The sequence below is a fragment of the Streptomyces sp. NPDC028298 genome (assembly GCF_055565895.1).
On the sequence record NZ_JBVHTL010000003.1, the window covers coordinates 847,947 to 869,069 of the forward strand.

Below are 21,123 nucleotides of genomic sequence, written 5' to 3' on the forward strand. Positions count from 1 at the left end.
TCGACGCGAGCCGCGCGGCCGCGGTGGTCAGGGGTACGAGACCACGGTGGACGGCACCGTGGACGTGCCCGAGGTGGGGCTGCCCGTGTCGTTGATGACGCGTTCGTACTGACCGTTGCCGCCGAGCGAGACGACCAGCAGGTCGTGGAACTTCACGCCCGGCCTGTTCGGCGCCGCGAATCCGTGGTGCTGGACGATCGTGGGATCGACGTTGTAGTAGCAGTAGCTGCCCAGGCCCCAGCCCTCGTGGGTGGTCACCGAGTCGCCGACCTTGTAGGCCGCGTACCCCTTGACGCTCCCGTTCTGGACGGCGGCCTGGTTCGGCGCGTCGTACGCCTTCTCGTTCTGGAAGAAGATGGTGCGGCCCCGCTGGCCGTACCACTGCACGTCGTACTTGTTGAAGTGCTCGACGAACAGGCCCGTGGCCAGGACGTCGTCGCCGTTGACGCGGATGCCGTAGTCGGCCCGGTTGGTCTCCCAGCCGACGCCGGTACCGTGGTCGGCCCGCCAGACCCAGGTGTGGTCGACGATCGTGTGCCGGCTGTTGACGACGATGCTGGTCGTCGCCTTGCCCGCGCCCGCGCCCCCGATGCGCACGAAGACGTCCTGCACGGTGGTCGGATTGGCCGAGTGGTCGGCGGACGCCCCGGCCGGGCCGATCTCCAGGAGGGTCGCGGAGTTGACGGGACCGGCGTCGATCAGGAAGCCGGCCAGCCGGACGCCGTCCACGTCGGCCGTCTTGAGCACGGTCACACCGTTGTCCGGGACGAGCGTGGCGCAACCGAGGCCGAGGACCACGGTCCCCGCGCGGTTCACCTGGATCGGCTGGTTCAGGTGGTAGATCCCCGGTGTCAGCAGCAGGTGGAGCCCCTGGGCGAGCGCCGCGTTCAAGGTGGCCGCGGTGACGCCGGGCTTGGCCACGTAGAACTGGGAGAGCGGGAGCGACGAGCCGCGCGGGGTGCCGTTCCCCCAGGTGGTGCCGCGCGCGTTCACGCGCTTCTCGGGCAGGAACACCCGGTATTCGCTGCCGCTGAGATACAGGAAGGGCTTCTCGCGGGACACCGGTGTCGTGTCGAGGGTGGTGTACGGCGGGTTCGGGAACGACTGCGCGGGCGCGCCCTGGACGCCCGAGAACACCATGTTCCAGACGGCGTTGACCCAGCCGCCCACCGAGCTGTCGCGGGTGTACCACTGCTGCTGCGAGTACGGTCCCACCGAGCCGTCGATCCGGCTGTCGGCGATGTAGCCGCCGCTGGCCCAGCCGTAGCCGGCGGGCGCGAGGTTGAGCCCGCCCTTGACGTGCATACGACGGAACGGGGCGGCCTGGGCCACCGCCCACCTGTTGGTGCCGCTGACCGGGCTGAGGGCGAGGTTCTCCGCCGAGCGCCAGAAGTTCTGGGTGGCGTTGCCGTTGAACCAGCCGGCGTCGACGGTCACGTCACCGTTGATCGTCGTGTCGTCGGGTGACAGGCCGAGGCCCGCGATCGAGGTGTAGAAGCCGAGCTGGGCGTTGAGCCCGTTGTACGTGCCCGGCTTGAACAGGAACGCGTAGCGGCCCGTGCCGAACTGCGCGGACTCCTGCTGCCGGAAGACCTGGTCGAGCCTGGCCTGGATTCCGGGGGTCGACGGGTCGAAGACGATGACGTTCGGGCCGAGATCGCCGCCGCCGGGAAGGGCGGACGGCTGCCGGGCGTTCCTGGTGACGGACCGGGCGGGGGAGGCGGACGCGGGTGAGGACAGCGCGAGCAGTCCGGGCGCGGCAGCGCCGGCCGCCACCGCTCCGAGGACGGTGCGCCGCGCGACGGTGGGGCGACCGGGTTCCGGGGCGTCTGTGGGGGTTGGAGGCATGGGGGGCGACTCTCCTGGTTCAGGAAGTGAACGGTGGGAGGTACGGGGGAGCGCTCTCTCGCCGATGCATGCTTCATCCAGGTGAACGACGCGTCAAGAGTTGTGACCGGAGTCCCGGATGTTGTTGCACGGCAACGGAGCAACGCCGCCTGCATTTGCGGTACTTGGCGGGAGAATGACGCGGTTCGGAGATCCGTGACGGGCTCGGGATTGTGTTCAAGAGGTGCGCACATCGCCGCTGCCGGATGATCCTTCGTCAACTCCCTTGACACTCGCGCGCGACCGCCACAACACTCCTCGGCGGGAGAGCGCTCTCCCATTTCCTCGGCACATGTGATGGACCGTCACGCGGAAGGCCGGGCGGTGGCGTGCTCGGCGCCCGCCCGGCCCTCCGGCCCCCACCGTCCCCATCGACGTGGCAGGAGGTCTCCATGGCACGGAGATCGAAGATCGTCTCAGGAATCCTGATGTCCAGCGCGCTGGTGCTGACCTCGCTCGGCCTGGCCGGAGTGGCGATGAGCGCCGACCCCGCGTCCGGTCCGGCGGCGTCCGTGAACGGAGCGACGACCGTCCACGCGGCGCACGCGATGCCCGCGTCCACGCTCTCCTCACCCGAGGACCCGGACGGCGACGGCTACATCCCGGCGAATCCGCCGGTCACCGGCGTCGTCCCGTCCAAGGCGGAGCCGCCGCACCGCTACTTCCACGAGTTCCAGGCGAACTGTTCGGTGACCCGCACCAGGCCGGACGACCCGATCGTCTACCCGGGCCAGCCCGGCAAGTCCCACGACCACACCTTCATGGGCAACACCACGACCGACGCGGCCAGCACCACCGCCTCGCTCGACGCCGGTTCGACCTCCTGCAGGGCCCCCGGCGACAAGTCCGCGTACTGGATGCCGACCCTGCTCAAGGGCGGCACCCCCGTCCTGCCGGTGGGTCCGCAGGTCATCTACTACAAGGCCGGTGTAACCGACTACACCAGTGTGCGGCCCTTCCCGAAGGGGCTGCGCTTCGTGGTCGGCAGCCCCATGCAGTCCGCGGCCGACTTCCGCAACCACCGGGGGTTCGTCGAGGGATGGGAGTGCGGCAACAGCTACTTCAACACGGACTTCCCGCAGCAGTGCCCGACCAGCGCCGACGTCCAGCTCAACATCCGTTTCCAGGCGCCCAGCTGCTGGGACGGCAGGAACCTCGACACCCCCAACCACCAGAGTCACATGGCGTATCCGGTGGTCAACCCCGGCACGAACAACAACATCTGCCCGGACGACCACCCGGTCGCCCTGCCGATGATCGAGTTCAAGATGGCCTTCCCGGTCAACGGTGACATGTCGCAGGTGCGGCTTTCGAGCGGCGCCGGCTACTCCTTCCACTACGACTTCTTCAACGCGTGGGACCCGGCGACACAGAAGGCACTCGTCGACCACTGTGTCGTCGGCGGGCTCCAGTGCGACGCCCGCGGCTACGACCAGACCCACCCCGAGGCGGGCGCGGCCCTCGACGCGAACTACCGGCTTCCCTGACGGGGAGCGGACGCCTCCCGCCGGTCCGGCACACCCGGGTCGGCGGGACCGACCGCCCCTCCGTCATCCTGCGCACCGGCGCCTTCGTCACCCGCGCCCGCGCACTCCGCCGCGTCCCGCGCCACCCCCTCCCCACCTCCGCACGTCCCGCCTCCTCTCGGCATCCGCACCCTCCCCGCATCCCTCACCCGTACACCGGACGGACACTCATGACCGGATCCCGTACCACCCGGCGCCGCGTCGCCGCTCCCCTCACCGCGGGCCTGCTCGCCGCGGGCGCGCTCGTCCTGCCCGCGCAACAGGCCCAGGCGGCCGGCGGCGTCGTCAAGGTCACCGGCTCGCAGGGCAACTGGCGCCTGACCGTCGACGGAAGCCCGTACCAGATCAAGGGCCTCACCTGGGGGCCCGCCGTCGCCGACGCCGGCCGCTACATGCCCGACCTGAAGTCGATGGGCGTCAACACCGTCCGCACATGGGGCACCGACGCCTCGAGCAAGCCCCTCTTCGACGCCGCGGCCGCCCAGGGCATCAGGGTGATCGCCGGCTTCTGGCTGCAGCCCGGCGGCGGTCCCGGCAGCGGCGGCTGTGTGAACTACCTGACGGACACGGCCTACAAGAACCAGGTGCTCACCGAGTTCCCCCAGTGGGCCGCCACCTACAAGGACAACCCCGGCGTCCTGATGTGGGACGTGGGGAACGAGTCCGTGCTCGGACTCCAGAACTGCTACAGCGGCGCCGAGTTGGAACGGCAGCGCGACGCCTACACGACGCTCGTGAACGACATCGCGAAGAAGATCCACGCCGTCGACCCCAACCACCCCGTCACCTCGACCGACGCGTGGACCGGCGCCTGGCCCTACTACAAGCGGAACGCGCCCGACCTGGACCTGTACGCGGTCAACGCCTACAACGCCGTCTGTGACGTCAAGTCGGCCTGGCAGCAGGGTGGTTACACCAAGCCGTACATCATCACCGAAAGCGGTCCCGCGGGAGAGTGGGAGGTGCCGGACGACGCCAACGGCGTCCCCGCCGAACCCGCCGACCGGGCGAAGGCGGACGGCTACACCCGGGCCTGGAACTGCGTCACCGGACACCAGGGCGTCGCGCTCGGCGCCACGCTGTTCCACTACGGCACCGAGTACGACTTCGGCGGCATCTGGTTCAACCTGCTGCCCGCGGGCGAGAAGCGGCTGTCGTACTACGCCGTGAAGAAGGCGTACGGGGGCGACACCTCGCGTGACAACACCCCGCCGGTCGTCAGCTCCCTGACCGTCGAGGGCGACGCGGGCAAGGTGCCCGCCGGGCGCGACCTCACGCTGGCGGTCAAGGCCGCCGACCCCGACGGGGATCAGGTCACGTACGAAGTGCTGGACAACAGCATGTACATCGACCAGAGCAAGCAGCTCAACCCGCTGCCGTTCACCGACCTCGGCGGCGGCCGGCTCCGGGTCACCGCGCCGGACCGGCCCGGAGTGTGGAAGTTCTACGTCAAGGTCAAGGACGGCCGGGGCAACGTCGGTGTCGAGACCCTCTCCGCGCGGGTCGTCCCGCCCACGCCGAGCGGAACGGACATCGCGCTCGGGAAGCCGGCCACCGCCTCCTCGTCCCAGACCGGCGGCGGCGACTGCCCCTGCACCGCGGCCGGTGCCGTCGACGGGAACCTCGCCACGCGCTGGGCCAGCGACTGGAGCGACCCCCAGTGGCTGCGGGTCGACCTCGGCACCCGGAGCTCGTTCCGGCATGTGCAACTGGTCTGGGAGACCTCGTACGCCAAGGCCTACACCGTGCAGACCTCGGACGACGGGCAGAACTGGACCACCGTCCGGACGGTCACCGACGGCAACGGCGGTGTCGACGACCTCGACGTGTCCGGCACCGGCCGCTACGTCCGGGTCAACGGCACGGCCCGGGGCACCGGTTGGGGCTACTCGCTGTACGAGTTCGGGGTGTACAACTGAATCACGTCACCATCGGAGAGCGCTCTCCCAGGAATGAGGCGGCAAGCGTGAGCGGCACGGACGACGCGGCGGAGCGCGAGGCGCTCCTCGGCAAACTCACCCTCCGCGAGAAGGTCCGGCTGCTGACCGGCGCGACCACCTGGCGCACCCGGGCCGAACCGGCTCTGGGACTGCGGGAGATGGTCCTGTCGGACGGTCCCGCCGGGGTACGCGGACAGTCCTGGGACGAGCGCGATCCGGCCCTGCTGCTGCCCTCGGCGTCCGCGCTCGGGGCCCTGTGGGACGAGGGCATGGTGGAGCGTCTCGGCGGGCTGCTGGCCGCCGAGGCGCGCCGCAAGGGTGTCGACGTCGTCCTCGCGCCCACCCTCAACCTTCACCGGACACCGCTCGGCGGGCGGCACTTCGAGTGCTTCTCCGAGGACCCCTGGCTGACCGGCCGCACCGGCGCCGCGCTCGTCCGGGGCATCCAGGCGCACGGAGTGGCCGCCACCGCGAAGCACTACGTGGCCAACGACTCCGAGACCGACCGGCTGACCGTCGACGTACGGGTGTCCGAGCGGGTCCTGCGGGAGGTGTACCTGGCACCGTTCGAGGCGGCCGTCGAGGCCGGCGTCCGGGTCGTCATGGCCGGGTACAACGGCGTCGACGGAGCCACGATGACCGCCAGTCCGCTGCTCGCCGAGCCCCTCAAGGGGGAGTGGGGCTTCGAGGGCGTGGTCGTCTCCGACTGGGGCGCGGTACGGAACGGGGAGGAGTCCGCCCGCGCCGCCCTCGACCTCGCGATGCCCGGCCCCGAGAGCGCCTGGGGCGAGGCGCTGGAGCGGGCCGTGGAAGAGGGACGCGTCCCGCGGGAAGTCGTCGACGAGAAGTTACGGCGCCTGCTGGCCCTCGCGGCCGTGTGCGGGGCGCTGGGCGAACCGGGGGTCGCGCCGGGGGCGCCGTCGGCCGCTGAGCGGGAGCCGGAGCGGGAGCGGGAGCCGCAGCCAGAGCGGGAGCTGTGGCCGGAGCCGTTGCCGTTGCCGTTGCCGGAGCGGGAGCGGGAGCGGGAGACGGAGCCCGAGCCCGAGCCGTCGGGCGTGTCTGTTGCGCCGGTGTCGGTTTCGGATCTGCGGGCGCAGACCTCGCGGGTACGCACGGCCGCGGATCCGCGGCCGCATCCGCAACCGGAGTTGCCGTGCGTGCCGGTGATGTCGTCGTCGGATCCGCAGCCGCAGCCGCAGCCGCAGCCGCAGCCGCAGCCGCCAGGCGGGCCTGCGACGCGGGAGTCCCGCTCGGAGGCGCGCACGCAGGCGCCCTGTGGGCCTCCGATGCACGACGTGCCCGCGGCCGAGCGGCGAGCGGGCCCGCCGCGCGTGCCCGCGGCGGCGAAACCGGCCCCGGAGCGCGCCGGACGGGAAGAAGCACACGCCTTGCTGCGCGAGGCCGTCGCCGCGAGCACCGTCCTGCTGTGCAATCGCGGTGTCCTCCCGCTCGACCCTGCCCGGTTGCGCACCGTCGCCGTGATCGGCGAGCACGCCGTCCGGCCGCGCACCCAGGGCGGCGGCAGCGCGGGGGTCTTCCCCGAGCGGGTCGTCACTCCGCTGGACGGGATCAGGGACGCGCTCGGCGACGGCGTACGCGTCGTCCACGTGCCGGGCCCCTCGACCGGCGCGCCCGCGGCGCCCCTGGCGCCCGAGCTGTGCACCGACCCCGTCACGGGCGAGCCGGGCGTCCGGCTGCGTGTGCTCGACCCGGAGGGGCGTGAACTGCTCACCGAACACCGGCTCGGCGGACGTCAGTTGGAACCACCGCTGCCGCCCGGCGCGCACACCGTCGAGATCGCCGCCCTCCTGCTCCCGCGGACCTCGGGGCCGTGGACGCTGGGAGTCGGCGGGTTCGGCCGCCTGAGCGTCTCGGTCGACCAACGCGTCGTCCTGCAAGGCGAGTTCGACAAGCAGACCGACGATCCGGCGGTCGTCCACGTGAACCCGCCCGTCCACGATGCGACCGTCCACCTGACGGCGGGACGCGTGGTGAGCGTGGTGGCGCGCCGTGAACTGGCCCCGGGGACCGGCCGGGCCACCGTCGTCACCGCGGCCCCGCCCCACCCCGAAGACGGTCCGGCCCTGGCCGAGGCGGTCCGCGCGGCCCGCGACGCGGACGCGGCGATCGTGGTCGTCGGCACCACCGAGCGCGGCGAGTCCGAGGGATGCGACCGGACGGACCTTGGCCTCGGCGGACGCCAGGACGAGCTGGTCCACGCGGTGACCGCCGCCGCACCGCACACGGTCGTCGTCGTCAACAGCGGCGGACCGGTCGAACTGCCCTGGCGCGCGCGGGCCGGTGCCGTCCTGCTGACCTGGTTCCCGGGCCAGGAGGGCGGAGCGGGCCTGGCCGACGTCCTGTTCGGCCGGGCCGAACCCGGCGGGCGGCTGCCCACGACCTGGCCGGCGGCCCTCGCCGACGCCCCGGTCACCCGGACCCGGCCCGAGAACGGACACCTCGACTACGGCGAGGGCGTGCACATCGGCTACCGCGCCTGGGCGCGCCACGACCGCGAACCGGCCTACTGGTTCGGGCACGGACTCGGCTTCACCACCTGGGCGTACGACGGGTTGCGCGTCCCCGACGACATCGTGGCCGGCGAGTCCTTCACCGTGCGGGTCACCGTCCGCAATACAGGACCGCGACGCGGACGCGAGGTGGTCCAGGTCTATCTCGCCGGGCCCCCCGGCCCCCCGGACCGTCCGGAACGCTGGCTCGCGGGGTACGCCGCGGTCACCGTCGAACCGGGCGAGCGGGCGACCGTGGACGTGCGGATACCGGCGCGAGCGCTGCGCCACTGGGCCGAGGACGCACACGCCTGGCGCACGCGGCCCGGCTCCTACCGTGTGCTCGCCGGGAGCTCCGCGGGCGCCCTGCCGCTGACGGCCACCGCATCGGTGCGGGCCGCCCGCTGAACGCGGGGTGGACGGGGAGAGCGCTCTATCCCGGTGCGGTGCCGTGCGGTTAGGGTGCCGCCATGAGCAGACAGGCTCCCACGCTGGAGGATGTCGCGCGGGTGGCCGGAGTCTCGCGCGCGACCGTGTCCCGGGTCATCAACGGTGTCCGCAACGTCGACCCCGGGATCCAGGAGGTGGTGCGCCAGGCCATCGAGCGCACCGGATACGCGCCCAACCGCGCCGCGCGATCACTGGTGACCCGGCGCAGCCAGACGGTGGCGCTGATCGTCTCCGGCGCGGGCGACACCCCGGGGGAGGAGCAGAACGCCTTCGCCGCGCGGGTGTTCGCGGACCCCTTCTTCGGACGGGTCGTCAGCGGTGTCGTGGGGTACCTGCGGCCCCGCTCGATGCACCCGCTGCTGATGTTCGCCGAATCGGCGGAGACCAGGGCCCAGGTGCTGGCCGACCTCCGGCAGGGCAGCGCGGACGGCGCGCTCGTCGTCTCCACCCACGCCGACGACCCGCTGCCCGCCCTGCTCGCCGACGCGGGTCTGCCCGCCGTCCTCTTCGCCCGGCCCTCCCGCCCCGTGCCGCTCAGTTACGTCGACCTGGCCCACCGCGAGGGGGCGCGGCTGGCGGCCGAACACCTGCTGAACCGGGGGTGCCGGCGGATCGTCACCGTCACCGGGCCGCTGGGCGTGGCCGCGAGCCAGGACCGGCTCGCCGGGTTCCGCGACACGATGGCCCGCGGCGGGCACCCGTACGTGCCCGTCGCCGAGGGCGGGTTCACGCTGGACAGCGGTATGGCGGCGATGTCCGGGCTGCTCGCCGAACACCCTGATGTGGACGGGGTGTTCGCCGCCAACGACCTGATGGCGCAGGGCGTGTGCCAACTGCTGCGGGAGCGGGGCAGACAGGTGCCGGACGATGTCGCGGTCGTCGGCTTCGACGACTCCAGCGTGGCGGTGACCTGCCGCCCGCCGCTGACCACCGTGCGCCAGCCGGTCGAGGAGATGGCCGCGGCCATGGCCGCCCTGCTCGACGAACACATCCGAGGCGTCCGCACCGAACCCACGTCGCTGATCTTCGACCCGGAACTCGTGGTCCGCGCGTCGGCCTAGCCAATCACCTCGACTTGGGTGTCGCGGCGGGAGGGCCTTGTCAGTCGGGTCCGGCCCAGTCGAAGGTGATGTGCTTGCTGGAAAGGCCCTCGCGGCTCCAGAGGAAGCCGTGGGCGTCGGCGCGGTCCACCGTCGAGCGGCCCCAGGTCGCCACCTGGCCCGGTCCGGTCTCCGCGCCCGGCAGGTTGGTCGACTGGACGCGCGCGCCCTTTGGGGTCGTGGGTCCCGTGAGCGCCTCCGCGCTCGCCTCGACCCGGCCCGGCACCACGGCCCGCCAGCTCGCGAGGTCGTCGGCCACCTCGATCTCGATGGGGGCGAACTCCATGCCGCGCATGTCCGCGTCCATCATGCTCACCATCTGGGCGGGCCAACTGCCCGCCTGCCCACCGAAGATCATCTGAAGTGCCTGACGCTGGGGGTCGTCGGCGCGCTCGTCGACGAAGACCGCGGCGTACGTGTCGCTGTGCTCGCCCCAGATGTTCCCGACGAACGAGGCCACCATCAGCACGTTCAGACCGTCCAGGGACACGTCACCGTAGCGGCCGTCGCGGATGTGCCAGGCCAGGATGCCGTCGCAGTCGCCGTGGGTGGGCAACTGCGCGAACGAGCAGGGGCAGGGCACGTTGCACTTGCAGGTGTCGAACCAGTCGCCCGCCGCGTGCCACCGGGGAACGGTCGCCGTCGTCTCGGACATACTCCCTGCCTCCTCGTGACCGTGCCGGGACGTCGGTCTCGGGAGGACGGCGGAGCCCCCGGGAGCCATCACCGGCCCACGCCCGGGTCGTACGCGTATCACCCCGATTGTCTCACTGTCGGGAGCTTTGCAGGAGGTGGTTTCCGCTTACACGCGTTCCCGCGCGCACACGCGGGGCCGCCGTGATGTGCTGGAGGGGTGCGCCTCGACCGGAAGGCCCTCTCACCCCCTCTGCGTCCGGCGAACCTGCTGTCGGCCCGGCAACTCGCGTTCGCCTGGTCCGTGATGGCGGCGATCGCCCTCCTCGCCTGGGTGCTGGTGGTCGGCCAGGCCCGTGACATGGGGGTCGAGCCGGGGACGATGGGGATGGACGTCCCGCTGTTCCTGCTGCTGTGGCTGGTCATGATGATCGCCATGATGTTCCCGTCGGTGGCCCCGGTGGCCCTCACCTGGGCGCGGTCCATCGGGCGCCAGTCGCCCACGAGAGGTGTGCGGGTGGCTCGGACCGCCCAGTTCGTCGGCGGGTACCTGCTGGTCTGGACGGCCTTCGGCCTGATCGCCTACGGGCTCCTCGCCTGGACCGGGACCCTGGTGGACGAGCACCCGGGCGCCGGGCGCTGGATCGGCGCCGGGGCCTTCCTGGTCGCCGGGCTGTACCAGTTCGGCTCGTGGAAGGAGATCTGCCTGCGGCACTGCCGGAGCCCCATGGGCCAGCTCGTGCGCTACACGGGCTTCCGGCCCCGGGTCCGCGATCTGCGGGTCGGGGCGCATCACGGGGCGTACTGCGTGGGCTGCTGCTGGGGGCTGATGGTCGTGCTCGTCCCGCTGGGCGTCATGAACATCCTGGCGATGGCCGCCCTGGCCGTCGTGATCTTCGTGGAGAAGCTCTGGCGGCTGGGCCCCGTCTTCTCGCAGGTCGTCGGGGCCGCCTTCCTCGTCCTCGCGGTACTGAGCCTCTTCCAGCCCTGGCTGCTGCCGGGCCTGATCCCGCCCGAGTCGCCCATGACGGAGATGCTCACTCCCTAGGGGACCGGCCCCGAGTCCGCCATGGACGACGGTGGCGGACACTGGAGCGGTCAGGATGGATCGGCAACCGGCCGGACCGGCGGTCCGGCGACGGAAGGCAGGCGGATGACCCACCCGATCACCGTGGGCGTGGACGGATCTCCCGAGAGCAGGGCGGCGCTGGCCTGGGCCGCGCGCGAGGCCGTCCGCCGGGACGTGGCCGTGCGGGTGGTGTACGCCTGGCACTGGCCGCCGCACGACATGGTCGGCGGTGGTGACCGCGAGGACCAGGCACGCTGGGCCCACGGCATGATCGAGGACGCGGCCCGCACGGTCACCGGCCGGCACGACGGTCTGCATGTGACGGTCGACGTGATCGACTCCGCCGGAGGCGACGTCGTGGAGGCACTGCTGGGCGTCGCGGCCGACACGGGGACCCTGGTGCTCGGGTCGCGCGGCTACGGCGCGTTCGTCGGCTTCCTGCTCGGCTCCGTCGGCCAGCGGGTGATCGCCGAGGCGCCGTGCCCGGTGGTGCTGGTGCGCTCCGAGGACCGGCCCGAGGACGAGGCGGGCGGCCGGGAGATCGTCGTCGGGCATCAGGGCGGTCCCGAGGACGACGCCGGTCTCCGGTTCGCGTTCGAGACCGCGGCGGCCCGAGGCGCGGCGGTACGGGCCGTGCGGGCGTGGAGCCTGCCGCCGGTGTTCGCCTACAGTCCCGGTTCGCTGAAGATGCTCGACGAGGCCGGCGGCCTGGAGCCGTACGAGCGGAAGGCGCTGGCCGAGGCGCTCCAGCCGTGGCGCGAGCGGTTCCCCCAGGTGCCCGTCACCCAGCACATCGAGATGGGCAGCGCGGGCCAGGTGCTGCTGTCCCTCTCCGGCCGGGCCCAGTTGATGGTCGTCGGCCGCCGGGCCGACCGTTCCGCCGTGGGCGCCCGGATCGGTTCGGTGGCCCACGCGGTGATGCACCACGCGCCCTGCCCGGTGGCGGTCGTTCCGCACTCCTGACCCGGGACCGGGTCAGGAGATCCCCGGGCCGGCCACGGACTACGTGTTGTCGGCCCGGGACATCCGCAGGGCGAGGTCCTGGAGCAGATCGGCCGTCTTGACGTCGGTCCGCCCGGAGTCGTGCAGGTCGGCGAGTTCGGAGAAGAGGAACGCGAAGGCGCCCACCAGCGAGATGGCGGCGGGCAGATAGGCGTCCGCGACCGCCTGCCCCGCCTCCGCGGGCCCGGCGTCGCCGGGCACCTCGACCCGCGGGAACACCTCGGTGACGAGGGCGCCCAGGTTGTTCTCGGCCGACTCGACCCCGTCCTCCTCGTCCTGGGCGATCCTGCGCACCATGGCGTTGGTCTCGGTGAGCACGCCGATGGCGCGCAGGATGATCTCCGTCTGTTCCATGCGGTGAGCCTAAACGGGCGAAGCCCCGCTGTGACCGGGATCTTGGTCTCGGGATGGTAGACAAGGCCCATGAACGATACCTCCCGCGCCCGCCGGGCCCGCGCGCGATGACCGCCGGCATCGACACCCCCGACCGCAGGGGCCGCACCGGACTCGACCGGACGGGCCGTGATCTGACCGGCAACCCACGGGTCAGGATCCGCGACGTGCAACTCCTGTCCTGTCACTGGTACGTGGAGCGCACCACCACCTTCGACCTCCAGCTCGCCGACGGAACCTGGAGCACCCAGGAGCGCGAGACGCACGACCGCGGCAACGGGGCCACGCTCCTGCTGTACGACGCCGAGCGTGAAACCGTCCTGCTGACCAGGCAGTTCCGCTATCCCGCGTATGTCAACGGCCACCTTGACGGCATGCTGGTCGAGACGCCCGGCGGCCTCCTCGACGAGGACGACGAACACCCCGAGGACGCGGTGCGGCGCGAGGTCGTCGAGGAGACCGGGCACACCGTCGGGGAGGTCGAGCACGTCTTCGACGTCTACATGAGTCCGGGTTCGGTCACCGAACGGGTGAGTTTCTACGCCGCTTCGTACGGCCCCTCCACCCGTACCCACGAAGGCGGCGGACTCGACGAGGAGGGCGAGGACATCGAGACGGTCGAACTGCCCTTCCGCGAGGCCCTGTCGATGATCCGCAGCGGCGACATCGCGGACGCCAAGACGATCATGCTGTTGCAGTGGGCCGCGCTGGAAGGGCCCTTCGCCAAGGCTTGACCTCAAGAGCGCTCCAACAGCCAGACTCCCGTTCGGGCCCGGGGACTTCGGGCCCGAACGGGAGGGAACACCATGCGCTACCGCACCATCGGCACGGACCCGGCGACCCGCCGTGAGGTGAGCGTGTTCGCGCTCGGCGCGATGCTGTTCGGCTCGCTGACCGACGAGAAGACGTCGTTCGCGGTACTGGACCGCTATGTCGAGGCCGGCGGCAACTTCATCGACACGTCCGACAACTACGCGTACTGGACCGACGGCGGGCAGGGCGGCCAGAGCGAGGAACTGCTCGGACGCTGGCGGCGCAGCCGCGGCGTCGGCGACGAGATCGTCCTCGCGACCAAGCTCGGCGCCCGCCCGCTGGCCCCGGGCACCGGCTACGTCGACAACCCCGAGGGCCTGTCGGCCAAGGTGATCCGCGAGGCGGCCGACCGGAGCCGGGAACGCCTCGGCGTGGAGCGGATCGACCTTCTGTACGCGCACATAGAGGACCGCACCGTCGAACCGGGCGAGACCGTCCAGGCGTTCGCCGAACTCGTCGCGGGAGGCACCGTCGGACTCCTCGGCGTGAGCAACCACGCCGTCTGGCGCGTCGAGCGGGCCCGCGCCCTGGCCGCCCTCGCCGGACTGCCCGGCTACGAGGTCCTCCAGTACCACCACAGCCTGCTGCGCCCCCGCTCTGACGTACCGAGCGGGCTCTTCCCCGAGGGAAACCTCGGTGCCGCGACCGGAGAACTCCTCAGCTACCTGGGGGCGGAGCCCGGACTGACCCTGGTCGCCTACTCGCCGCTGCTGGGCGGCGCCTACGGACGGCGGGACAAGCCGCTGCCGTCCGACTACGACCACCCGGGGAGCGCGGCCCGGCTCGGCGTGCTCCGGGAGGTGGCGAAGGAGACGGGGGCGACCCTCAACCAGGTCGTGCTGGCCTGGCAGATCGGCGGCGAGCTGCCGGTGATCCCGCTGGCCGGCGCCTCCTCGGTCGCCCAGCTCGACGAGAACCTGGCCGCCCTGGACCTGGAACTCACCCCGGACCAGCGGGCCCGTCTGGACGCGGCCCACTGACACCCTCCGGCCCGCGTGTCCGCGCGCGGTTCCGGGCGCCCGCTAAGGGTGTTCGGTGCCGCGGGGCGGCCGGCGGGTGGTGAGCAGCAGCGCGATGTCGTCGGGGCGCTCCTCGGCCTGCCGTGCCTCCGCGGTGAGCAGATCGGCGGCGCGGGAGAGGGAGGGGGCGCGCGTCGTGCGGTGCCGCGGCGGGCCCGCGTCGGCCAGGGTCGCGCGAAGCGCCTCGATCCCGTCGTCGATGTCGGTGCCGGGCCGCTCGACCAGCCCGTCCGTGTAGAGGGCCAGGACGGCCTCGGGCTCCAGCACCAGGTCCGTCACGGGATAGTCGGCGTGCGGGTCGACGCCCAGGACCACGCCGCCCGGCAGGTCCAGGACCTCGGTGCGGCCGTCGGGGTGGCGCAGCAGCGGCTGCGGGTGACCGGCCCGCGCCGCCTGCGCGACACCGGTCACCGGGTCCACCCGGACGTAGCAGCAACTCGCGAACTGGCCCGGGTCGAGGTCGATGAGCAGCCGGTTGGTACCGCTCATGACCTCGTCCGGCGAGTGGTCCCCGAGGGCGAACGCCCGCACCGCGCTGCGCAGTTGGCCCATGGTGGCGGCGGCCTGGACCCCGTGTCCCTGGACGTCCCCGATGACGAGGGCGAGCCCGTCGCCGGCCTCGACGACGTCGTACCAGTCGCCGCCCACGTCCATGCCCACGGTGCCGGGCAGATAGCGGCCCGCCGTCTGGACGAGGGGGTGGGCCGACAGCCGGTGCGGGAGCAGCGCCTCCTGGAGCCCTCGGGCGAGCGCCGCCTCGTTGTCGTAGCGCCTGGCCCGTTCCAGGGACTGCGCGATCAGCCCGGCGAGCGCGGTGAGCACCGTCCGCTCCTCGGTGCTGAACCCGCGGGGTTTGTCGAACCCGAGGATGCACGAGCCGACCGGGCGTCCGGAGGCGATCAGCGGAAGGAAGGCACGGGCGCCGACGGTGGCGTCCAGGGAGATGCCCGGGTAGGCGGCGGCGAGCTGCTCCATCGACTCGAAGAACAGCGGCCTGCCGCTGGTGAGCGCCTCGACGCCGGGCAGTTTGGCGTCCAGACCTACACCGTCGAAGGGGGCGAGGAACCCCTGGGGGAAGCCGGTCTCCCAGGCCAGATACAGCCGGCGGTCCTGCAGCAGGTAGATGGCCAGGCGGCGGCTGCCGAAGGCGGGCAGCAGCTCCCGCATCACCACCTCGGACACCTGCCGCGCGGTCACCGCCTCGGTCAGCGCGATCGCCAGGACGATGGGCCGGTACTGCGGTGCCGTGCCCGGGACACCGGTGTCGGGCTCCTCGACCCCGGCCCGTATCGCCTGCGCCGCCTCGACGTCGAACGAGGTGTTCCCGGTGGCGTCCGAGGCCCGCCCCAGCGGTGTGATCTTGCAGGTCACGCCACGCGGTCCCGGATAGACCGAGACGCTGAGCCAGGTTCCGCTGAGGTGGCCCGGAGACGTCGCGGTGCCGCTTCCCAGCGGGCTGCGGGCCCGGAAGTGCACCGGGTCCGGTGAGAGCAGCGCGCTGCGCAGATGGTCCTCGTAGGCGGGGTGGTCCATCCAGGGCACCACGTCGAACAGCAGCCGTCCCAGCAGCTCGGCGCTCGGGCGGCCGAGCAGCTCGGCGGCGCGCGGGTTGGCGTAGGTGATCAGCCCGATCCGGTCGATCGCGAAGACGCCCTCCGGGAGCAGGTCGGCCGCGCCGTCCGCGGCCGGTCCCGGTCCCGGGTCGACGAGCGCGCCGCTGACCCGGTAGGGCGGGTCCTCCGTCCCACCCGCGGTCCACAGTTCGAGGAGCCGCAGTCCGCCGCCGCCGGTGCGTACCGGCAGCGGATGGGGCGGCGGCCGGCCGGCCGCGGTCTCGCGCAGGGCGGCGAGCAGCAGCCGGGGTTCGTCGTGGGCCAGCGCGTCCGCGAAGGCCTCGGGGGTTCCGGCGAAGTCCTCCTGCGGGATCCCGAGGAGGGCCCACAGGGCGTCGTCCGCGATCAGCGTGCCGTCGTCCGGATCCCAGGTGAAGCCGCCGACGCACCGGGTGGACGGGCCGTCGACCGGCGGCCGGGTCCCCAGGGGTTCGCCGTCCCACAGGACCGATGCCCCGGCCTTGTCCAGTCGCGCCAGGTCCGCTCCGAGCTCCGCCGCCACCGCCGTCATCCGGTCGCGGTCCGGCAGGACCTCGGTGGCGTCGGAGGCCGGCGGGCGCAGGACGAGCAGGACGCCGTACGAGGTGGAGTCGCCGACGACGGGCACGTAGAGCGAACCGAACTGGAACGGCAGTCCGGCCGCGAGCTGGGGGTAGCGGCGCATCGTCTCCGTCGGATCGGCGAGCAGCACCTCCACCCCGAGCCGATGGGCGTCCGCCACGGGGAACGGCCGGTCCACGTGCATGCGCGACCAGGGGCGGAAGAGGGGTCCCGGCAGGCCCGCGAGCACGGCGAGGCGCAGCAGTCCGGGAGTACCGGAGCGCAGATACACGCCCCCCGCGAAGCCGCGGGCGGCCCGGATCGCGTCCGTCACCGCGTCGGTGAGCAGGGAGGTCAGGCTGTCCGGCGCCCGGCCTTCACGCTCGGCGCTCCCTCTCATCTGTCTGCCTTCGTCCGCCCGCCACCTGGGGGGTAACACAGCAAGAATGCGCCTCTCGGGTCGCTCACCGCACCTCGGCGTCCTCGAGGGCGCCAAGCGGTGAGGCCAATCTTCCCGGCAGCGCCCGAATGTGCCCTGCGTGAACATACCGGCTCGGGGCCGGTTCGGGAGCTGTCGGGAAGCGAGTGATTCAGGGGCCCGGGCCGGGCCGGAGGGCCTCGGCCGCGGTGGCCGCCACCGCCTCGGCCACCGCCCCGAGCGCGGGGAAGTCGAGCTTCCACTGCTGCCAGAACAGCGGGACGTCGATGCCCCGGCCCGTCGTGAGGGGGACCAGCCGCCCGGCGCGCAGCAGCGGCCCCGCCTGGACCTCGGGCACCATGCCCCAGCCCATTCCGGCCGCCACGGCGTCCACGAACCCCTCGGACGTGGGCACGAAATGGCGCAGCGCGCTCGCTCCGGGACCGCCGGCGAGGGCGCGGACGAAGTCGTCCTGGATGTCGTCGGCGCGGTCGAAGGCCACCACTGGGGCGGAGCCGATCAGCTCGCGCAGGGGTGTGCCGCTCCCGGTGCCGAGCCATCGTTCGGCGCAGCCGGGGCTCGCCACCGGCAGATAGCGCATGGTCCCCAGGGCGCGTACGGAGCAGCCGGCCACCGGGTCGGGCGAGGAGGTGACCGCCGCCATCACCACGCCCTCGCGCAGCAGGGCGGCGGTGTGGTCCTCGTCCTCGCGGCGCAGTTCGAAGCAGAGCCCGAGTCCGTCCGGCACGCGGGCGAGGGCGGGCAGGAACCAGGTCGCCAGCGAGTCGGCGTTCACCGCGATCGACAGCCGGGTGGGCTCACCCGTGCCGGACATGCCGAGCTCGGCGTGCGCGTCCCGCTCCAGCAGGGCGAGCCGGCGCGCGAAACGCACGACGATCTCGCCGGACTCGGTCGGGCGCACCGGCTTGGTCCGCGTCAGCAGGACCCTGCCGGTGCGTTGTTCGAGTGCCTTGACCCGCTGGCTCACGGCGGAGGGCGTGACATGGAGGGCGGCGGCCGCCGCGTCGAAGGTGCCCTCGTCGACCACGGCGAGCAGGGTGCGCACCTGGTCGAGGGGGAGTTCCGCCATCACGAACGCTAAGGATACGTAAGAATCTTTAGCTGTACTCCTGGCGATCCGCTTTCTAGCGTCAATGCCATGACAGACGCTCTCGCCGCAGCGGCCGCCGGATTCGGCGCCGGACTCTCCCTCATCGTCGCCATCGGCGCGCAGAACGCGTTCGTCCTGCGCCAGGGCGTCCGCCGGGACGCGGTCCTCGCCGTCGTGGGCATCTGCGCGCTGTCCGACGCGGTGCTCATCGCGCTGGGAGTCGGCGGAGTCGGCGCGGTGGTGGTGGCCTGGCCCGGGGCGCTCACCGCGGTCGGCCTGATCGGCGGCTGTTTCCTCATCGGCTACGGGGCCCTCGCCGCCCGGCGGGTGCTGAAGCCGTCGTCCCTGCGGGCGGCCGGCGGATCCCCGGGTTCCTGGCGCCGCGCCGTCCTCACCTGCCTCGCCCTGACGTGGCTCAACCCGCACGTGTACCTCGACACCGTGTTCCTGCTCGGCTCGCTGGCGGCCGGCCGCGGATCACTGCGCTGGACGTTCGGGCTGGGCGCGGCGCTCGCGAGCCTGTGCTGGTTCGCCGCCCTCGGGTTCGGCGCGCGCCTCCTCGGCCGCCTCCTCGCCCGGCCCGGGTCCTGGCGCGTGCTCGACGGGCTGGTCGCCACGACCATGATCGCGATGGGCGCCACGCTGATCGCCGGCGCGTGAACGCCGTACGCACCCCAGCAGGCCCCCGGGCGCGCCCCGCCCGGTGACCGCACGCCCCGTGACCCGATCCGGTCCCCCGGGGAACACGAGCCGTCCACGCTCGGCCATAGTGATCCTCGAATCGAAAGATGTATCGAGCAACCAGGATGAGCGTGGACACGAGCCAGAGCAGTACGGACAACGGCGCCGCGGGGCCCGACGGGAGCCGCGGCGCCGAGGAGCCCGAGCGGAGCGCCGGCGCCGCGGGAGCCGAGCCGAGCGCGGAGGCCGAGCGGCCCGACCGCACCGGATGGCGTCGATGGGCCATGGACACCCGGCCGCTGCGCCGCCCCGCCTACCGCCGGCTCTGGACGTCCACCGCCGTCACGTCCGTGGGCAGCCAGCTCACCGCCGTCGCCGTGCCCAAGCAGATCTACGACATCACCGGATCCTCGGCCTGGGTCGGCTACGCCAGCCTCGCCGGACTGGTGCCGCTGGTCGTGTTCGCCCTGTGGGGCGGCGCGATCGCCGACAGCGTGGACCGCCGCAAACTGCTCCTCGTCACCAACACCGGCATAGCCGTCACCTCCCTGCTCTTCTGGGCACAGGCCGTCAGCGGGCTGGACTCGGTTCTCGTCCTGATGGTTCTGCTCGCCCTCCAGCAGGCGTTCTTCGGCCTCAACTCCCCGGCCCGCAGCGCCTCCATCGCCCGGCTCGTCCCGGCCGACGAACTGCCCGCCGCCAACGCGCTCGGCGCGACGGTCATGCAGACCGGCTCGGTGGCCGGACCCATGCTGGCCGGTGCGCTCATCCCCCTCATCGGGCTGCCCGAGCTCTACCTGATCGACGCCCTCGCCCTGACCGTCACCGTGTGGGCCGTCCTGCGGCTCCCCGCGCTGCCGCCCCTCGGCAGAGCCGCCGCCCAGCGCGCCGGCCTGCGCGAAGTCGTCGCCGGCTTCCGCTACATCGCCCTGCACAAGGTGCTGCTGCTGTCCTTCCTCGCCGACATCATCGCCATGGTCCTCGGCATGCCGCGCGCCCTGTTCCCGCAGCTCGCCGCCGAGACGTACGGCTCCTACGGCGAAGGACTCGCGCTCGGCCTGCTGTTCGCGGCGATCCCCGTCGGCGCCGTCGTGGGCGGACTGATGTCGGGCACCTTCTCCCGCGCCCGCCGGCACGGTCTGATGGTCATCGTCTCCGTCGCCGCCTGGGGCGCGGCCATCGCCGGGTTCGGTCTCAGCGGCAGCCTGTGGCTCGCCGTGGCGTTCCTGGCCCTGGCCGGCGTCGCCGACATGGTCTCCATGGTGTTCCGCGGCGCGATCCTGCTGTCCGCCGCCACCGACGAGATGCGCGGACGGCTCCAGGGCGTCTTCACCGTGGTCGTCGTGGGCGGTCCGCGCGTCGCCGATGTCCTGCACGGCACAGCCGGTTCGGCCTTCGGAGCACCCGCCGCGGTCGCCGGCGGAGGCCTGCTGGTGATCGTCGCGGTGCTTGTGCTCGCTTTTGTCACACCGGCCTTGAGGCGTTACACAATCTGAATCTGAAAAACGACCATGGTGGTTCTAGAGTGACCGCCATGGTGGACACGCGGCCTACGTCGGCCTTCCACGCGCAGAACATCAGCGCGGACAGCACCTCCCGTCTGGTGGGCGCTCTCGACGCCCAGGACGTCAACGACGGCGTGCAGCGCCTGCGTTCGTGGGCGCACGCGGCGCTGGCCGTACGGCCGGGGGAGCGGGCGCTCGACATCGGCGCGGGCACCGGATCGCAGACCCGTCGTCTCGCCGCGGCCGTCGGCCCCCGCGGCAGGGTGCTCGGCATCGAGCCCAACCCCGGACTGCGCGCCGTGGCCGAACAGCGCGGGACCGAGGAACGCAGTGCCGCGCGCTTCGCCGACGCCGACGCCCTCTCCCTGCCGCTGCCCGACGCCACCGTCGACGTCGTGTGGTGCGAGCGGGTCCTCCAGCACCTCGCGGAACCCGAGAAGGCCGTCTTCGAGATAGCGCGCGTGCTGCGGCCCGGTGGACGCGTCGCCCTGCTGGACACCGACTGGGCGACCACGATCCTGCACCCCGGTGACCCCGAGACGATCGCCGCGCTCACCACCGGCGCGCTGTCCGCCGCCGCCGACCCGTACTCCGGACGCAAGCTGGTGGGACGGCTGACGGCCGCCGGCCTCGTCGTCGACGACCGCGGATCGCAGGCCCTGCTCCAGGACCACAAGTCGGTCGCCTGGCCGCTCATCCGCATGCTCGGCGACTCGGCGCTCAACCGCGGCCTCATCGACGAGACGCGGCGCGACCGCCTGTACGAGGACCTCTCGGAAGCCGCGCGTCAGGGCGGTCTGCACATGTCGGTGACGATGTTCGGGGCTGTGGCGCACCGTCCGGAATGACCGGGCCCGGCCCAGGACGGACGGGGCTGTAGCTTGTCCAGATTCACGGCGTAGCGCCCGGATTG

At 72.5% G+C, this 21,123-nt stretch carries 16 protein-coding genes; 11 read left to right on the forward strand and 5 right to left on the reverse strand.

Annotated features, from left to right (window positions below):
- Positions 1 to 27 precede the first annotated feature (27 nt).
- Positions 28 to 1,848 carry a coagulation factor 5/8 type domain-containing protein gene (locus ACZ4TO_RS18840; protein ID WP_468024775.1) on the reverse strand — a complete coding sequence of 607 codons (1,821 nt, stop codon included), beginning with the start codon at positions 1,846 to 1,848 and terminating at the stop codon, positions 28 to 30.
- Between the two features lie 431 nt (positions 1,849 to 2,279).
- On the opposite strand from ACZ4TO_RS18840, the gene ACZ4TO_RS18845 reads away from it, so the two are divergent.
- The 4 genes from ACZ4TO_RS18845 to ACZ4TO_RS18860 all read left to right on the forward strand — a co-directional run bounded on the left by ACZ4TO_RS18845 (position 2,280) and on the right by ACZ4TO_RS18860 (position 9,374).
- On the forward strand, positions 2,280 to 3,374 hold the full coding sequence (locus tag ACZ4TO_RS18845; RefSeq protein ID WP_382795056.1) for a DUF1996 domain-containing protein: 1,095 nt from the start codon (positions 2,280 to 2,282) through the stop codon (positions 3,372 to 3,374).
- A gap of 209 nt (positions 3,375 to 3,583) precedes the next feature.
- On the forward strand, positions 3,584 to 5,332 hold the full coding sequence (locus ACZ4TO_RS18850; RefSeq protein ID WP_385045365.1) for a discoidin domain-containing protein: 1,749 nt from the start codon (positions 3,584 to 3,586) through the stop codon (positions 5,330 to 5,332).
- A 47-nt stretch (positions 5,333 to 5,379) separates the two neighbouring features.
- A complete protein-coding gene (locus tag ACZ4TO_RS18855; RefSeq protein ID WP_468024776.1) occupies positions 5,380 to 8,271 on the forward strand; it encodes a glycoside hydrolase family 3 C-terminal domain-containing protein in 2,892 nt (963 codons plus the stop codon).
- A gap of 62 nt (positions 8,272 to 8,333) precedes the next feature.
- Positions 8,334 to 9,374 carry a LacI family DNA-binding transcriptional regulator gene (locus ACZ4TO_RS18860; protein WP_382795063.1) on the forward strand — a complete coding sequence of 347 codons (1,041 nt, stop codon included), beginning with the start codon at positions 8,334 to 8,336 and terminating at the stop codon, positions 9,372 to 9,374.
- A 40-nt stretch (positions 9,375 to 9,414) separates the two neighbouring features.
- Here the strand turns inward: ACZ4TO_RS18860 and ACZ4TO_RS18865 are convergent, their stop codons facing one another.
- A complete protein-coding gene (locus tag ACZ4TO_RS18865; protein WP_382795066.1) occupies positions 9,415 to 10,068 on the reverse strand; it encodes a DUF1326 domain-containing protein in 654 nt (217 codons plus the stop codon).
- Positions 10,069 to 10,266: 198 nt separating this feature from the next.
- Between ACZ4TO_RS18865 and ACZ4TO_RS18870 the strand changes: the two genes are divergently transcribed.
- Together ACZ4TO_RS18870 and ACZ4TO_RS18875 are read left to right on the forward strand one after the other, a co-directional pair.
- Entirely contained in the window at positions 10,267 to 11,094 is an 828-nt protein-coding gene (locus tag ACZ4TO_RS18870; RefSeq protein ID WP_382795068.1) for a DUF2182 domain-containing protein, read from the forward strand.
- Between the two features lie 105 nt (positions 11,095 to 11,199).
- Positions 11,200 to 12,078 (forward strand): universal stress protein, encoded by an 879-nt coding sequence (locus ACZ4TO_RS18875; RefSeq protein WP_382795071.1) that lies wholly within the window; start codon positions 11,200 to 11,202, stop codon positions 12,076 to 12,078.
- 39 nt (positions 12,079 to 12,117) lie between these two features.
- Here ACZ4TO_RS18875 and ACZ4TO_RS18880 read toward each other — a convergent pair whose 3' ends face one another.
- Positions 12,118 to 12,471 carry a hypothetical protein gene (locus ACZ4TO_RS18880; RefSeq protein WP_361682348.1) on the reverse strand — a complete coding sequence of 118 codons (354 nt, stop codon included), beginning with the start codon at positions 12,469 to 12,471 and terminating at the stop codon, positions 12,118 to 12,120.
- 107 nt (positions 12,472 to 12,578) lie between these two features.
- Here ACZ4TO_RS18880 and ACZ4TO_RS18885 point away from each other — a divergent pair, with 107 nt between their 5' ends.
- Together ACZ4TO_RS18885 and ACZ4TO_RS18890 are read left to right on the forward strand one after the other, a co-directional pair.
- A complete protein-coding gene (locus tag ACZ4TO_RS18885; protein ID WP_468024777.1) occupies positions 12,579 to 13,244 on the forward strand; it encodes an NUDIX domain-containing protein in 666 nt (221 codons plus the stop codon).
- Between the two features lie 72 nt (positions 13,245 to 13,316).
- Complete coding sequence (locus tag ACZ4TO_RS18890; protein ID WP_468024778.1) at positions 13,317 to 14,303, forward strand: aldo/keto reductase; 987 nt, start codon at positions 13,317 to 13,319, stop codon at positions 14,301 to 14,303.
- Between the two features lie 42 nt (positions 14,304 to 14,345).
- Here the strand turns inward: ACZ4TO_RS18890 and ACZ4TO_RS18895 are convergent, their stop codons facing one another.
- Together ACZ4TO_RS18895 and ACZ4TO_RS18900 are read right to left on the reverse strand one after the other, a co-directional pair.
- Complete coding sequence (locus ACZ4TO_RS18895) at positions 14,346 to 16,895, reverse strand: SpoIIE family protein phosphatase (RefSeq protein ID WP_468024779.1); 2,550 nt, start codon at positions 16,893 to 16,895, stop codon at positions 14,346 to 14,348.
- Positions 16,896 to 17,085: 190 nt separating this feature from the next.
- Positions 17,086 to 18,006 carry a LysR family transcriptional regulator ArgP gene (locus ACZ4TO_RS18900; RefSeq protein WP_468024780.1) on the reverse strand — a complete coding sequence of 307 codons (921 nt, stop codon included), beginning with the start codon at positions 18,004 to 18,006 and terminating at the stop codon, positions 17,086 to 17,088.
- 66 nt (positions 18,007 to 18,072) lie between these two features.
- Here ACZ4TO_RS18900 and ACZ4TO_RS18905 point away from each other — a divergent pair, with 66 nt between their 5' ends.
- From ACZ4TO_RS18905 to ACZ4TO_RS18915, 3 genes are all read left to right on the forward strand, one after another.
- Complete coding sequence (locus ACZ4TO_RS18905) at positions 18,073 to 18,684, forward strand: LysE/ArgO family amino acid transporter (protein WP_451075727.1); 612 nt, start codon at positions 18,073 to 18,075, stop codon at positions 18,682 to 18,684.
- A gap of 152 nt (positions 18,685 to 18,836) precedes the next feature.
- Positions 18,837 to 20,201, forward strand: a complete 1,365-nt coding sequence (locus ACZ4TO_RS18910) for an MFS transporter (protein ID WP_451075798.1) — start codon at positions 18,837 to 18,839, stop codon at positions 20,199 to 20,201.
- A gap of 38 nt (positions 20,202 to 20,239) precedes the next feature.
- The gene (locus ACZ4TO_RS18915; RefSeq protein WP_382795086.1) at positions 20,240 to 21,058 is read left to right on the forward strand and encodes a methyltransferase domain-containing protein; all 819 of its coding nucleotides are present in this window, start codon (positions 20,240 to 20,242) and stop codon (positions 21,056 to 21,058) included.
- Positions 21,059 to 21,123 lie beyond the last annotated feature (65 nt).

Excerpts from the sequence above, each read along its gene's own strand:
- ACZ4TO_RS18840 (WP_468024775.1), bottom strand. The coding sequence starts at position 1,848 with ATGCCTCCAACCCCCACAGACGCCCCGGAACCCGGTCGCCCCACCGTC.
- ACZ4TO_RS18845 (WP_382795056.1), top strand. The coding sequence starts at position 2,280 with ATGGCACGGAGATCGAAGATCGTCTCAGGAATCCTGATGTCCAGCGCG.
- ACZ4TO_RS18850 (WP_385045365.1), top strand. The coding sequence starts at position 3,584 with ATGACCGGATCCCGTACCACCCGGCGCCGCGTCGCCGCTCCCCTCACC.
- ACZ4TO_RS18860 (WP_382795063.1), top strand. The coding sequence starts at position 8,334 with ATGAGCAGACAGGCTCCCACGCTGGAGGATGTCGCGCGGGTGGCCGGA.
- ACZ4TO_RS18865 (WP_382795066.1), bottom strand. The coding sequence starts at position 10,068 with ATGTCCGAGACGACGGCGACCGTTCCCCGGTGGCACGCGGCGGGCGAC.
- ACZ4TO_RS18875 (WP_382795071.1), top strand. The coding sequence starts at position 11,200 with ATGACCCACCCGATCACCGTGGGCGTGGACGGATCTCCCGAGAGCAGG.
- ACZ4TO_RS18880 (WP_361682348.1), bottom strand. The coding sequence starts at position 12,471 with ATGGAACAGACGGAGATCATCCTGCGCGCCATCGGCGTGCTCACCGAG.
- ACZ4TO_RS18885 (WP_468024777.1), top strand. The coding sequence starts at position 12,579 with ATGACCGCCGGCATCGACACCCCCGACCGCAGGGGCCGCACCGGACTC.
- ACZ4TO_RS18890 (WP_468024778.1), top strand. The coding sequence starts at position 13,317 with ATGCGCTACCGCACCATCGGCACGGACCCGGCGACCCGCCGTGAGGTG.
- ACZ4TO_RS18895 (WP_468024779.1), bottom strand. The coding sequence starts at position 16,895 with ATGAGAGGGAGCGCCGAGCGTGAAGGCCGGGCGCCGGACAGCCTGACC.
- ACZ4TO_RS18905 (WP_451075727.1), top strand. The coding sequence starts at position 18,073 with ATGACAGACGCTCTCGCCGCAGCGGCCGCCGGATTCGGCGCCGGACTC.
- ACZ4TO_RS18915 (WP_382795086.1), top strand. The coding sequence starts at position 20,240 with ATGGTGGACACGCGGCCTACGTCGGCCTTCCACGCGCAGAACATCAGC.